This is a genomic window from Aeromonas jandaei (genome assembly GCF_037890695.1).
Lineage (GTDB): Bacteria > Pseudomonadota > Gammaproteobacteria > Enterobacterales > Aeromonadaceae > Aeromonas > Aeromonas jandaei.
In genome coordinates, this window is sequence record NZ_CP149571.1 from 7,501 (window position 1) to 21,285 (window position 13,785).

The window sequence follows — 13,785 nt, forward strand, 5'->3', positions numbered from 1 at the left end:
TTATATCCATCCAAACCGATTCTCGGGATGGCAGCCATGCTCCCATATTCCGGCGAGCGGAAACAGTGATCGCGGCGCGGCTTGCGACAAGGGTCAGACCAGTCAGGGCTTTCACCGAGGGGCGACGAGGGGTAAGCTGACCGACCGGTGGACGCCTCGTCCACCTCCCAAGCACTCCTCTTGGCAACCACAGGATGTAACATGATCCGCAAAAATCCCTCCGGCCACCTGCCGGTCATCGATGAATCCGCCTATATCGACAAAACCGCCATCATCTGCGGCAAGGTGATCATCAAAGAGAATGTCTTCGTCGGCCCCTACGCGGTGATCCGCGCCGACGAGGTGGATGCCAACGGCGAGATGGAGCCCATCGTCATCGGCGCCAACTCCAACATTCAGGACGGGGTGGTGATCCACTCCAAATCCGGCGCCGCCGTCACCATCGGCGAATACACCTCCATCGCTCACCGCTCCATCGTCCACGGGCCGTGCGAAGTGGGGAACCGGGTCTTTATCGGTTTCAACAGCGTGCTGTTCAACTGCCATATCGGTGACGGCGCCGTGGTGCGTCACAACTCGGTGATCGATGGCTGCGATCTGCCGCCGGAGTTCTACGTCCCCTCCACCACCCGCATCAACCAGCAGAGCGATCTGACCCATATCCCCCGGGTTTCGGTGGATGCCGCCGAATTCTCCGAGGACGTGGCTCACACCAATATCGATCTGGTCAAAGGGTACAAGGCGCTCTCCAACGAGTTCTGATCCCTTTCTTTATTACCAGAGAACAAAACGGGCGCCGAAGCGCCCGTTGCTGTTTCTATCTCTACTTATATATGTGCGGATCAGGAGCACTTCTTCAGGCTGATATGCCAGTTGGCACCGGATTGCACCTGATGCTTGGCAGCGAAGCTGTCCATGTTCAGCGCCACCGACACCTGCAGCAGGCTGTTGAGGTAGACCAGCGGCTGCCCTTCCGGCACATCGCCAAAGCTGCTGACGTAGGGTGCCTTGCCGTCATATTTGACCGCAGAGCCTTCGCTGATCTTGATGCAGGCGGTATCCCCCTTGTTGATCCCCGCCTTGGTCAGCAGGGTATCGTCGATGTTGGTCCAGACGTTGCCGTACTGCACATCGAGGATCGGGATGGTGCCTTTGAGAGTGCCATCCTTCTCGGCTACCGCAGCCTGGTAGGGGATCTTCACCACCTCGGCAGGCAGTTTCGGGCCCACCTGCTCGTAGCTGATGACACCGGAGGCGAGCCGGGCGCCGGTGTAGGCATAGACGTCGCGACCGTGGAAGGTGTAGGACTTCTCGGAGCCCTTGAGGCGGTTGGTCTTCTCGTCGATCTGGCGCACGGTGTCGATGCCGAAGTGCTCGGCTACCAGAGTCAGGGTGCCGTTATCCGGGCTGACGATGTAGTGGCCGCTCTTGGTCTTGAGCACCACCGACTTGCGATCGGTGCCGACACCCGGATCCACCACGCTGACGAACACAGTGCCCTTGGGCCAGTACTGCAGAGTCTGATAGAGGCGGTAGGAGGCTTCCCAGATGTTGTAGGCCGGGATCTCGTGGGTCAGGTCATAGAGCGGCAGGGTGCGGTTCACCCCGAAGGCAACCCCCTTCATGGCCGAAACGGCGCCATCTTTAAGGCCAAAGTCGGTCTGGATCACCAGCGCCTCGTTGGCGGTGGCAACACTGCTGGCCAGCAGCAGAGCGAGCGCAATGGCGCGGGGAGCGGTACGAATATCCATATCTGAACTCCTGAAACGGTGGCAATGAGTGGTTAAAAACCTTCATTTGGCCATCCAGACTGCCACAACAGGAATTTATTGCAAGGTGTTAACACCAAAGTGAGCCGCCACTCGCAAAACAGAGGGGCTATGGCAGAAATTGTGCTCGCCAAAGCCGGTTGATGGCGTTATCAAAAGAGGGTTGTCACACTCGCCCTCGACAGGAGTCCCGCACCATGAATCCCGCCCCCGACACCACACTGTTACTGGAGATTGGCGAGCAGCGCAGTCAGGTCTGGCTTGGCCACGCCGATGCTCCCCTCGCCAGCTGGACGCTCGCCTTCGGCACCCGCGCCATCCAGCCCGGGCCATTTCGCCACGCGCCGCCCACCCCGCTCGAACTGGAGCGCGCCATCATGGTGGTAGAGGATGAGTTGATGCGCATCGCTCCCGAAATACCGCCCGGTCTGCCCCTCACCCTGCGCAGCGAGCCCTCGCTGGCCGAAGTGCTGGGGGATAACACCATGAGCCGGGAACTGGTGGAGCAAGCCTTTGGCCAGCTGGCCGCCATGGCTGAGGGGGATCCCCTCGCCGCCAGCCAGTTGCCGCGGGAGGGGGAGTTTGCCGCCGTGCTGCTGATCGTGCGGGAGTGGCTGCACCATCTGGCCAGCGAGCAGGTGCTGCAGGTCGAATAAGCGGCGCCGTAGTTTGCCCAAAACGGGGTGGCATATACTCAAGCTTGTCCACCCTTGCGATCCGCCACCCCGGGATCGTTCGTCTCACTCTCAGGAGAGCCTTCGGCCATGGCCTGGTATCTGATCCGACTCGACCGCCCCAGAGCCACCCTGCTGGGGCTCGCCCTGCTGGTATTGGGCGGGCTGGGTTGCGTCCTCTATTACACCTATCTCAATATCCAGCACGATATGAACCTCATCACCGCCAAGCAGAAGAACGTGTTCGACGTCTTCTATCAGCGGGCCAAGATCCTCAAGGTGGAGAACATCGCCAGCTATCTGGCACAGCACCATCCGCTCGAGCGGCGTCGGCACCGACTATCTCTATGGCTACGACCTCAAGAGCAAGGAGCGCTTTGCCGATGTCCCGCTGCAATACCCGGCGGCCAATATCCTCAACACCTTCCGTTACGCCCTCTCCTACCCGGAGGTGATCAACATCTACACCATCTGGGACGACTACCGGCTGATCGGCATGGTGGCCAACGAGCGCATCCTGCCCACCAAGCTGGGCTCTGTCCGGGTGGATCTGATGAGTTTTCGCCCCTGGTATCACTACTTCGGCTGCGCCAGCTTCAGCAAGCTCCGGCACTTCTGCAGCACCGATGAAGCTGTGGTCTCAGATATCGAGGTAGACAGCTTCAGCCTGCGCAACACCATAGTGATGTACTTCCCCTTCACCTATCAGCTGGGGCGCGGCGGCTACAAATACGGCCTGCTGGCCATCGACATCGCGGTAGATGAAGCCTTCAACGAGGTGCTGCGCCCCTTTCGAAATCTCAACCCGACCCGCACCGCCATCGCCTTCGATGCCGCCGAGCCGTGCCGCGCCTTTCATCTCTGCCTCAACAAACCCTTTATGCAGACCAAGAGCGGCGCCGTGCTCTATCTCAAGTGGTCCTACTCCTGGCTCGACTTCATCAAGCTGGCGCTCCACAGCGCGGCCTTCAAGGTCTACATCATCATCATTCTGCTGGCGATGGTGGCGTGGAAGCAGCTCTACCAGCGGCTGCGCACCCTGGCCCACACCGATCACCTGACCCAGCTGCCGCGGCGCGACATCCTCAACCGCACCATGCTGCACGAGCACGACTACCTGATGATCCTCGACATCGACAACTTCAAGTCGATCAACGACACCTATGGCCACGGTATTGGCGATCAGGCGCTGGTCGCCTTTTCCCGCCACCTCAGGAGCAATATCCGCAAGGTGGACAGCGCCATCCGCTGGGGCGGCGAGGAGTTCATCGTGCTGTTCAAGGGGATGGACGATGACGAGATGATGCGCCACTCCGCCGCCCGGCTGCTGGCCCGCCCCCTCACCATTGCCGAGCTGCCCGACCCCATCACCTTCTCGGCCGGGGTGATCCGCATTCGCGACTACCTGTCGGTGGCCGAGGCGGTGCATCTGGCCGACGAGCTGCTCTATCACGTCAAGCAGCAGGGCAAACACAATATCGCCAGCTACGATGGCCAGCAGATCCACCTGATCCGCAACCCCGACGCCGAAACCACCAGCTAAGCTGGCCCGCCTTCTGCCACTCCCCCTCTATCTGTTACCATCGCGGCCACGATCACTCACTGCATCGTGGCCGCAGGCCGCGATAACCCCGACTGGTGCCCCTATGTCCACAGCCTCCTTTGCCGAACTGGCCCTCTCCCCCCGCTTGCAGCAGACCCTGACCGAACTGGGCTATGCCGCGCCGACTCCGGTGCAGGCCAGCGCCATCCCCGTCATTCTGGCGGGGCGCGATCTGATGGCGGGCGCCCAGACCGGCACCGGCAAGACCGCCGCCTTTGTGCTGCCGCTGCTGGAGCAGCTGCTGCAACAGCCACAGGCAGAGACCCGCCCGATCCGCGCGCTGGTGCTGGTACCGACCCGCGAGCTGGCGGTGCAGGTCGCCGAGAGTGTCGCGCGCTACGGTCAGGGGACAGGCCTCACCAGCACGCAAGTCTATGGCGGGGTGAGCATCGCGGCGCAGGTAGCGGCGCTTCAAGCCGGGGTGGATATTCTGATCGCCACCCCGGGCCGCCTGCTTGACCATCTGCGGCAGGGGGCGTTGAGTCTGGCGGCGCTGCGCCATCTGGTGTTTGACGAGGCTGACCGCATGCTCGACATGGGCTTTATGGACGAGATCAAGGCGCTGCTCAAACAGATCCCGGCGGATCGCCAGACCCTGCTCTTCTCCGCCACCTGCGACGACAACCTGTTTGCCTTGAGCAAGGTGCTGCTGCGCGACCCGGCGCTTATCGAGGTGGCACCGCGCAACACCACGGCAGCCGAGGTGGAGCAGCGGGTTTATACGGTGGACAGCGATCGCAAGCTGGCACTGGTCGAACATATGCTGAAAGTGAAGGGGTGGGCACCGGCCCTCATCTTCAGCCGCACCCGGCAGGGGGCCGATAAACTGGCCCAGCAGCTTGGCAAGGCGGGCATCAATGCGCTCGCCTTCCACGGCGACCTGTCGCAAAGCGCGCGGGAGAAGGTGCTGCTGGAGTTTCGCGCCGGTACCCTGCAGGCGCTGGTCGCCACCGACGTGGCGGCCCGCGGCCTCGATATCACGGATCTCAACTACGTGATTAACCTCGAATTCCCGTTTGTGGCCGAGGATTACGTCCACCGTATCGGTCGCACCGGTCGCGCTGGCAACAAGGGGCTCGCCATTACCCTGTTCAGCCCGGAAGATGCGCCGCTGCTGGAGAAGGTGGAAGCGGTGCTCGACACCCGTTTGCCCCAGCAGTGGTTCCCCGGCTTTGAGCCGGATCTCACCCGCTTCGAGCCCGAGCCGCGCCGCAACAGCAAGGCGGCCCAGAAACAGCGTGCCAGAAAGCAGGCCCTCGCTGGCAACAAGGGTGGCAAGGGGCGGCGCTAACGGCCCGCGCCAATCCCTTCCAACCCATCCTTGCAAACCCATCCCTGCAAACCGGAACAAGCCCCTGTGCGGCCGGTTTTGCCGCCGTGCGGGGGCGCAGCGGCAAACGGGCTCACTATAAGCAGGATTTATGGGTTTTCCCGAAATGCCCCAACTCCAGCTTATACCGATGTCCGCCACGCTCCGTCTGCCATAAAGGGGTAACAGCAGGGCTGCGAGCCCCATAAAAAGAGAACGCCCGATCCCGGGCGTTTTGCTGTTCACCACTTTTGATTGCCTGCCGGTTGCCCCGCACCACCCCATCTCCACAAGACCAAAGACGCCGAAATAACCGGCTGCAATTAATCGAAAGCTCAATTTGATGCAATTGATGGATTTGGCATCCATCAATACCCCTTTTATAGTAGGGGGGCTGAAGCGGCCTCAATCGCTCCCTCCCCACTCATTCCGGACAGGAATCTTATGAAAAAACTCACTCTCGCCCAGCTCGCCGCACTCGTGACCGTGCTGCTGGCTATCGTCTGCTGGCAGCTGCCAGCCCCGGCTGGACTGGCACCGGCGGCCTACCACACCGCCATTCTGTTTATCGCCACCATTCTGGTCATCGTCACCAACATAGCGCCGACCGGCTATATCGCCATCCTCTCCCTTGGGCTCTACGCCGTGCTCCATGCCGGCGGCGAAGCGACCCCCAAGGCGGCCATCGAAGGGGCGCTGGTCGACTTCAACCACCCGCTGATCTGGCTTATCGTCATCGCCTTCATGATTGCCAGCGCCTTTGCCAAGACCGGCCTTGGCAAGCGGATCGCCCTGCTGCTGCTCAGCCGCTTCGGCCAGTCCACCCTGCGCTCCGCCTACTGTCTGGCGGTTGCCGACTTTATTCTGGCCCCCGCCACCCCGAGCAACACGGCTCGCGCCGCCATCGTCGCCCCCATTGCCGACTCGCTGGCCAAGACCATCAACAAGGATGACCGCAAGCTGGGGCAGTTCCTGCTCTCCAGCGTCAGCGCCATGAACGACGCCTCGGCGGTCGCCTTCAGCACCGGCTTTGCCGGCAATCTGGCGCTGGTCGGCATTGCCGCCAGCGTCGCCGGGCTGACGGTCGGCTTTCGCGAATGGGCGCTCTATCTGCTGCCGCCCGCCATCGGTCTGCTGCTGATCATGCCGCTGGTGCTCTATATGGTGATCCGCCCAGAGACCCGCGACACGCCGGATGCCCCCCGCTTCGCCCGCGAGGAGCTGGCCAAAATGGGCCCCCTCTCCCGCCATGAGAAGAGCCTGCTCGGGGTCTTTGTCGGTCTGGTGGTGCTCTGGGTCGGCGGCAGCAATCTGGGGCTGGATGCCACCACGGTCGCCTTTCTCGGTCTGGCCGCCCTGCTGCTGCTCGGCGTGCTGAACTGGAACGATGTGAAGGGCAACAGCGCCGCCTTCGATACCCTGATCTGGTTCAGCGTGCTGATGGGGATGGCCGACAACCTGAAACGGGTCGGCTTTACCGGCTGGCTGGGGGATGAACTCTCCGGCTTTATGCACAGCACCCTGGGCGGGCTCGGCACCATACCCATGCTGCTGGTGGTGATGGTGCTCTACCTCTTTACCTCCTACGCCTTCGCCTCGGCCACCGCCAAGGTGGTGGCGCTGGCGCCGGTGATTGCCGGGGCCCTGCTGGCGGTCGGCGTGCCTGCCGAGCTCGCCATCTTCAGCATCGCCGCCATCACCAACGTCGGCTGCAACCTCGCCACTTACTCCCACGCCCGCATCCCGCTGCTGATGGGGATGGGCTATCACACCAGCGCGGAGTGGATGCGTATCGGTCTGGTGATCGCCATCGTGGGCTTTGCCGTGGTGATGAGCATCGGCCTCACCTGGTGGCAGTGGCTGATCTGATAGCAAAAGGGCCCGTAACGGGCCCTTTTGCATGGCTGTGCAGCGTTCTATACCGGCGCTGCGCTTGCCACAAGCTGCGGCATTTTAAAAAACAGCGCGTATCAGCTCTGGGGCGCCGCCTTGATCAGCTCCTCGTAGTGATCAATCAGCTCGGGGCCGTGCAGCGGTGAGTCGTGACCGCCGATCACCGTCTTGATCGGCAACTTCATCGCCTTGAGCCGCTCGATGGTCTGCGGATACTCCTTCACATTGGCAAAGCTCAGGTTGCCCAGCTTCTCCTTGAGGATGCAGTTGCCATAGAGCACCTGCTCGTCGGGGAAGTAGACAAAGATGCCGTCCGGCGTGTGGGCCGGGCCCGCATAGAAGGCACGCACCTTGCCATCTTGCAGCTTGAAGTCGCCATCGTGCACCACGTTCGGCAGCACCAGCGGCAGATCCGGGTACTCCGGCAGCCCCTTGCGGGTAAAGGCAACAATCTCGGCCCAGTCGCTCTTCATCAGATCCCGGGTCTGGCGCGTCGCCACCACCTTGGCCCCGATGGACTTCCAGTAGGCGTTACCGCCCGCCCGATCGGTGTGGTAGTTGGTGTTGATCACCTCCAGCACCGGCTTGCTGCTGACCCGTTTGATCAGCTTGTGCAACTCGCGGGCGGTATCCGGCGTCCAGGTCGCCCCCACCGCAGTCACCCCCTTGGCCCCGAAATAGACCATGGAGTTCTCTTTGACGTAGTAGTTATCCTCCACCACATAGACAGGGCCGCTCACCTGCTTGAGGGAGATCCCCGCCGCCCGCACGCTGCCGCCCCAAAAACTCGCCATCAGCACCACGGCTCCGGCCAATCCGCATTTCATCCAACCTTTCATCATCTTGCTCCCTCGAACCAACCGCCCCCTCGCCACCCCTGTGGCAAGCCGGGCCTTTTAAGCAGTGAGCAGAAGATACGGGGGATTTGTGAGGGGAAAATGAGGTTGTGTGAAGAGAAGGTGAAGTCTGAGGGAAGCCAGGGGAAAGTCCGGAAAAATCGGCAGCAACCTCCTATTCGCGAACGTCCGAATACGCTGCGCGATTCGAACCTGCAACACAGATAGCGACCCCTCACCCTAACCCTCTCCCGAGGGAGAGGGGATGGCCTGTGCCAATTCCAAACTCCCATCCCCACCCGTACCTCGCACGTAAAGCACAGTCAGCTTAACCGTTTTGCTCCCTTCTCCCACTCTTGATCACAGACAAGGGGAGAAGGGCCGGGGATGAGGGGGAGGTAACAATATGCCACATCATGTAGGGTCGATTAGCGCAGCGTAATCGTCCGTTTACCGCGAATAGCCTGATAGCAAGAGAAACAGGAAATCCTGAGCACCTACAGCCTCGCAGCGACCGTCCTAATATGCTGTGCTATTCGAATTATACAATCGTCATCACCAACAAAACACTCAAATGAGGCCTTCCAATAGATATAATCTGGCATTATTTCATTCACGAATAGTTATTTACCGAGATGTAAGCTTATGGCCAGAACTGCAAGATGGAAAAAAATCGACTTTAGTGACAATGTTTATGTTACAGAACTAAGTTCATGGAAATATTTTTCTGACTTTGTGAATAAAGAATTACTTGACTATACCACTTATGTATACAGAGGCCATGCTGTTTCAGCATGGAAATTAGAGCCCACACTAGACAGGATAATAAATAGCCCAACATCAGTCAAAAGAGATGAACATTTGACGCGATTTAAACTCGAAACAAGAGGAAGACGCCGGTCCAAACCCAGCGATATTGAAAGAAGAAAATGATTGGTGGGCCTTGGGCCAGCACCATGGATTAGCGACCCCCTTACTTGATTGGACCGAATCACCTTTTGTTGCACTGTTCTTTGCCATGAGCAATGCAATTGAGCTCAATAGTAAAGAAGTTACCGTTTATGCGCTGTCACAGGCAGCGATCAACGCAAAAAACAAAATGATAAATAAAAACAATGACATTGAGCTAATAAACAAGCAAAAACCAACAGTGAAGATTGTAAGACCTTTGAGTGATGAAAATAGCCGACTTGTAAGTCAAAGAGGGTTGTTTACAAGGGGACCTAATAATATTGATCTAGAGTCATGGATTCGCAATCACAAAGTTTCTGGTCGAGAGAGGCGCATGGACCTTATGAAAATAAACATTCCTGTTGCAGAACAAGATATCAATCATGCTTTGCGATACCTTAATAGAATGAATATAAATAACTCTACACTTTTCCCTGATTTATCTGGCGCTTCAGAATATTGTAATTTACACCTAAAGATATCGAGCTATTAATCTTTATTTATATTGCAACAACCGCATATAAAAAATAATACAATCGATCTTATAAGGAAACAATTAAGTTATTACGCCGAAAAAAAAACCACCCGCATATCGGGTGGTCTTTTCATTATCTCAGAATGAACCCGAGATATTTAACTCACAACAGTAATCAAACCAACGGCGGCGTCCGTGGCGGCACCATACGCTTGCTGCCGGTGGACTCGAAGGCCGAGGCGAAGCGCAGCAGGTTGTTGTCGTCATAGGCGCGACCGGCGAAGGTCAGCCCCACCGGCATACCGATATCGGCCATCACGCCCATGGGGACGGTAACGGTCGGCACGCCGAGGTGGCGAATGGCGAGGTTGCCGTTGGCAACCCAGATGCCGTTGCTCCAGGCGATATCGGCGGAGGCCGGATTCACATCCGCATCAGCCGGGGCGACGTCGGCGACGGTGGGGAACAGCACGGCGTCGAGCTTGAGCCCGTCCATCCACTCCTCCAGGTCCAGCTTGCGAGTCTTCTCCAGACCGCGCAGGCCGTCCGGCACAGTGGGGATCTCGTCAAAGCGCTTGATGCCGCGCTTGGCCATATTGACGTACTCGTCCATGCCCGCCGCCAGATCGCCCTCGCGGTTCGGCAGGGTGCCCGGATCGTGGGGGAAGATCTTCGGCCCATCGACATCGGCCAGCTTGTTGAGCTTGGGATCGCCATTGGCGCGCAGGAAGTCGTCGAACGCCCAGCCGGAGAGCTCCCACAACTCGTCGTTGAGAAACTCCGGGCTCACGATGCCGCGATTGAACACGGTCGGCGCGCCGGGTCTGTCCCCTTCGCAGTTGGAAACCAGCGGGAAGTCCACTTCGATGACTTCGGCGCCAGCGGCTTCCAGCGCCTTGCGCGCATCTTCCCAGAGGGCGATCACGGTCTCGCGGGTATGGATGCGCTGACCGGTCGGGCCGCCGATGCCGGGGTTTTCGCTGGTGCCGGCCAGTTCATCCTTGTTGATAAACATGCGCGGCACACCGAGGCGCTTGCCCTTGAGGGCATCTGGCTTGGCAGCCAGATCCAGATAGGAAGCCGGACGCACTTCGGAGGCCTTGGGCAGCTGCACCCAGGGCTGCAGGCGCCACAGATCGCCACGGGTGTCGGCATCGTCGGCGACCACTACGTCGAGCACTTCCAACAGATCGGCCATGGTGCGGGCATAGGGCACCACCACATCCATGGTCGGAGTCAGCGGCCAGTTGCCACGCACCGAGATGACGCCACGGGACGGGGTGTAGGCGCACAGACCGTTGTTGGAGGCAGGGCCACGGCCGCTCGACCAGGTCTCTTCGGCCAGACCAAAGGCGGAGAAGCTGGCGGCGGTGGCGGTACCGGCGCCGTTGGAGGAGCCGGAGGCAAACGGCGCGGTCAGGTAGTCGGCGTTGTAGGGGCTCTCGGCACGGCCATAGACGCCGCGCTGCATGCCGCCATTGGCCATCGGCGGCATATTGGTTTTGCCAAGGCAGATGGCACCGGCGGCACGCAGGCGCTCAACGGTAAAGGCATCGCGCTGGGCCACCAGATCCTTGAAGGCCGGGCTGCCGGAGGCGGCGGTCAGCCCCTTGACCAGATAGCTGTCTTTGGCGGTGTAGGGGATGCCGTCGAGCGGGCTCAGGGTCTCGCCACGGGCGCGGCGGGCATCGGAAGCCTCGGCCTCTTTCAGCGCATCGGGATTGGCGACCACCACGGCGTTGAGTTTGGTGGCAGTCTCGGGGCCGTTGTAGGCCTCGATCCGGGCCAGATAGGCCTTGACCAGTTCGACCGCTGTGGTGCGGCCTGATTCGAGCGCGGCACGCAGCTCGGCAATGGAAACCTCGGTCACTTCGATCATTTTGATCTCCTGTAAAAGGGTGACTGTTTGTCATGATGATCGCCGCATCAGCGCCGGCGACCATCACACCATCAAGAGAGAAAACCCCACGGCGTGGGGTTTGGAATACTCACCGGAACCGGTTCTTATTTGCCGGAGGGAATCTGCTGGGTAATGCAGTGAATATTGCCACCGCCCAGCAGGATCTCGCGGGCCGGTACGCCGACCACGGAGTGATCCGGGAAGATCTCTTCCAGAATACGCTGGGCTTCGCCATCGGTGGCGGCATCCAGCAGCGGATAGACGATGCGATCGTTGGTGATGAGGAAGTTCACGTAGGAACCGGCCAGACGGCCTTCTGCCTCGCGCGGCACGCCGGTACCGCTCTCGACGCCGGCAGACTCCTCTTCAGTGCAGAACAGCGGGCCCGGCTGGGGCAGCTTCCACACTTTCAGCTTGCGACCCTTGGCATCGACCGCCGCTTCCAGCACCTTGAGGGCGGCCACGGAGCGGGCGTACTGGGGATCGTTCTGATCGTCAGTCCAGTGCAGGGCCACTTCACCCGGACGGACGAAGCAGCACATGTTGTCGATGTGGCCGTCGGTTTCGTCCATGTAAACGCCTTCGTCCAGCCAGATAAAGCTGGTGACGCCCAGATAGTCGCGCAGGTGAGCTTCGATCTGCTCTTTGGTCAGGTGCGGGTTGCGGTTTTCGTTGAGCAGGCACTCGGCGGTGGTCAGGCAGGTACCTTCGCCATCCACGTGGATGGAGCCCCCTTCCAGAATCAGCGGCGCATCGTAGCGAGCCATCTCGTGTTGGGTCAGCATCTGGGCTGCCACTTCCTCATCCTGATTCCACGGGTAGTAGAGACCGCCCTTGTGACCCCCCCAGGCGTTGAAGCCCCAATCCACGCCACGGCACTCGCCGGCAGCGTTGGTAACGATGGTCGGGCCGGTATCGCGGGCCCAGCAGTCATCGCTGTCCATTTCGACCAGGGTGACGTGAGCGGGCATGATGGCGCGGGCCTGCTCCATAAACTGGGCCGGTACACCCATAAAGACCGGGGTGGCACCACCGATGGCATCGGCCACCTTGGCGAAGGTCTCTTGCGCGAAGCGACCGGCTACGCGCCAGTTGTCCGGGCGAAACGGCCAGATCATCCAGACGGCCTGCTGGTGCGCCCACTCGGCGGGCATGGTGAAGCCGTCGGCGGCCGGCGTGGAGTTAATGGTCTTGATGCTCATCGCAAGGCTCCTTGCATGGATTGAGACCCCGCAGGCGTGAAAACGCGGCGCGGGGATCCTGGAAAAATAAGAGTGGGTCGCAGATTAAGACGTTGCGCCCCCATCCATCAAATGAATAGGATGGATTGTCCCATAAACACGGCGAATAATCCCCCCCATGAAACTGCACCAGCTCGACCTCAATCTGCTGCTCGCGTTTGACGCCCTGATGACGCAGGGCAGCGTCACCCGCGCCGCCGAAGCCCTCTTTATCAGCCAGCCCGCCATGAGCCACTCCCTTAACCGGCTGCGCACCTTTCTCGGCGACCCGCTTTTGGTACGCACCCCGCAGGGGATGCTGCCGACCCCGCGCGCCCAGCGGCTGCATCTCGGGGTGCAGCAGGCGCTGCGGCTGCTGGAGCAGCAGCTCACCGAGGAAGAAGAGTTCGAGCCGAGCCAGTCGAAGCGGCGCTTCGTGCTCTGCACCACCGATTACGTGGAGTGCGTGCTGATCCCGCCGCTTATTCAGCGGCTCAGACGGATGGCGCCGGGGGTCACCATCGAGATCCGCATCCTGCGCGACACCCTGCCCGAAGCCGAGCTGGCAAGCGGCGAGATCGATCTGGTGCTGGGGTTTGACGAGTACATGCAGGTGCCGGGGTATCTCGGCAAGGAGACCTGGCTCACCGAACCGCTGGCCGGACTGGTGCGCGCCGATCTGCCCATTGCCAAATCGACCCCCGCCGGCGCCGAGGATGACCCCTCCCAGTGGCAGGAGCGCATCACCCTGCAGCAGCTTATCGCCATGCCCCATGTGTTCCACTCGCCCCTTGGCACCTCGGAGGCAAGCCTCGACCGCTATCTGAAAAGTCAGGGCTTTAGCCGCACCATCTCGGTCAACAGCCAGAGCTATATGTCCGCCGCCGCCATCGTCAGCCAGAGCGATCACCTCTTGGTGCTGCCCAGCATGGTGGCCGAGCTGCTCGCCACCCACTGGCCGCTGAAAAGCCTGCCGCTGCCCGAAGACGTGCCGGATTATCACCTCAACTGCGTCTGGCACCCCGTGCACGCCCAGCAACCTGCTCTGGTGTGGCTGAAAGATTTGATGAAAGAGCTGGTGGGGCCGAGGTAAGGCCGCGGCGTCTGGCATCAAAGGTTGATGGAAAAGCCGAGGAAGGGCTGAGACCAGAAACA

13 protein-coding genes are annotated in these 13,785 nt (G+C 60.4%); 8 read left to right on the forward strand and 5 right to left on the reverse strand.

The window, feature by feature from the left end; all coding sequences use genetic code 11:
• Positions 1-201: 201 nt before the first annotated feature.
• Positions 202-762 carry a carbonate dehydratase gene (locus tag WE862_RS00035; protein WP_005343397.1) on the forward strand — a complete coding sequence of 187 codons (561 nt, stop codon included), beginning with the start codon at positions 202-204 and terminating at the stop codon, positions 760-762.
• 80 nt (positions 763-842) lie between these two features.
• Here WE862_RS00035 and WE862_RS00040 read toward each other — a convergent pair whose 3' ends face one another.
• Positions 843-1,751 (reverse strand): S-adenosyl-l-methionine hydroxide adenosyltransferase family protein, encoded by a 909-nt coding sequence (locus WE862_RS00040; RefSeq protein ID WP_339058680.1) that lies wholly within the window; start codon positions 1,749-1,751, stop codon positions 843-845.
• A 215-nt stretch (positions 1,752-1,966) separates the two neighbouring features.
• Here WE862_RS00040 and WE862_RS00045 point away from each other — a divergent pair, with 215 nt between their 5' ends.
• Entirely contained in the window at positions 1,967-2,425 is a 459-nt protein-coding gene (locus WE862_RS00045) for a hypothetical protein (protein ID WP_033113789.1), read from the forward strand.
• A gap of 90 nt (positions 2,426-2,515) precedes the next feature.
• On the opposite strand, the gene WE862_RS00050 is transcribed toward WE862_RS00045, so the two are convergent.
• On the reverse strand, positions 2,516-2,779 hold the full coding sequence (locus WE862_RS00050; RefSeq protein ID WP_225628330.1) for a hypothetical protein: 264 nt from the start codon (positions 2,777-2,779) through the stop codon (positions 2,516-2,518).
• Positions 2,780-2,894: 115 nt separating this feature from the next.
• Here WE862_RS00050 and WE862_RS00055 point away from each other — a divergent pair, with 115 nt between their 5' ends.
• The 3 genes from WE862_RS00055 to WE862_RS00065 all read left to right on the forward strand — a co-directional run bounded on the left by WE862_RS00055 (position 2,895) and on the right by WE862_RS00065 (position 7,224).
• Positions 2,895-3,986, forward strand: coding sequence for a GGDEF domain-containing protein (locus WE862_RS00055; protein WP_225628328.1), 1,092 nt, complete (start codon positions 2,895-2,897; stop codon positions 3,984-3,986).
• A gap of 103 nt (positions 3,987-4,089) precedes the next feature.
• The gene (locus WE862_RS00060) at positions 4,090-5,337 is read left to right on the forward strand and encodes a DEAD/DEAH box helicase (RefSeq protein ID WP_042030517.1); all 1,248 of its coding nucleotides are present in this window, start codon (positions 4,090-4,092) and stop codon (positions 5,335-5,337) included.
• 462 nt (positions 5,338-5,799) lie between these two features.
• The gene (locus tag WE862_RS00065; protein ID WP_042030516.1) at positions 5,800-7,224 is read left to right on the forward strand and encodes a DASS family sodium-coupled anion symporter; all 1,425 of its coding nucleotides are present in this window, start codon (positions 5,800-5,802) and stop codon (positions 7,222-7,224) included.
• A 101-nt stretch (positions 7,225-7,325) separates the two neighbouring features.
• Here WE862_RS00065 and WE862_RS00070 read toward each other — a convergent pair whose 3' ends face one another.
• Positions 7,326-8,075, reverse strand: coding sequence for a CphA family subclass B2 metallo-beta-lactamase (locus WE862_RS00070; RefSeq protein ID WP_225628326.1), 750 nt, complete (start codon positions 8,073-8,075; stop codon positions 7,326-7,328).
• A 654-nt stretch (positions 8,076-8,729) separates the two neighbouring features.
• Here WE862_RS00070 and WE862_RS00075 point away from each other — a divergent pair.
• Together WE862_RS00075 and WE862_RS00080 are read left to right on the forward strand one after the other, a co-directional pair.
• Positions 8,730-9,017 carry an FRG domain-containing protein gene (locus WE862_RS00075; RefSeq protein ID WP_339058681.1) on the forward strand — a complete coding sequence of 96 codons (288 nt, stop codon included), beginning with the start codon at positions 8,730-8,732 and terminating at the stop codon, positions 9,015-9,017.
• Positions 9,001-9,528 (forward strand): FRG domain-containing protein, encoded by a 528-nt coding sequence (locus tag WE862_RS00080; protein ID WP_339058682.1) that lies wholly within the window; start codon positions 9,001-9,003, stop codon positions 9,526-9,528. Before WE862_RS00075 ends, WE862_RS00080 begins: the two co-directional genes overlap by 17 nt.
• A gap of 157 nt (positions 9,529-9,685) precedes the next feature.
• On the opposite strand, the gene WE862_RS00085 is transcribed toward WE862_RS00080, so the two are convergent.
• Both WE862_RS00085 and aguA read right to left on the reverse strand, forming a co-directional pair.
• Entirely contained in the window at positions 9,686-11,389 is a 1,704-nt protein-coding gene (locus WE862_RS00085; protein WP_042030514.1) for an amidase, read from the reverse strand.
• Positions 11,390-11,514: 125 nt separating this feature from the next.
• Positions 11,515-12,612 (reverse strand): agmatine deiminase, encoded by a 1,098-nt coding sequence (gene aguA / locus WE862_RS00090; protein ID WP_042030513.1) that lies wholly within the window; start codon positions 12,610-12,612, stop codon positions 11,515-11,517.
• Positions 12,613-12,769: 157 nt separating this feature from the next.
• Here aguA and WE862_RS00095 point away from each other — a divergent pair, with 157 nt between their 5' ends.
• Positions 12,770-13,723: a LysR family transcriptional regulator gene (locus tag WE862_RS00095; RefSeq protein ID WP_042030512.1), complete on the forward strand. Its 954-nt coding sequence runs from the start codon at positions 12,770-12,772 to the stop codon at positions 13,721-13,723.
• Positions 13,724-13,785 lie beyond the last annotated feature (62 nt).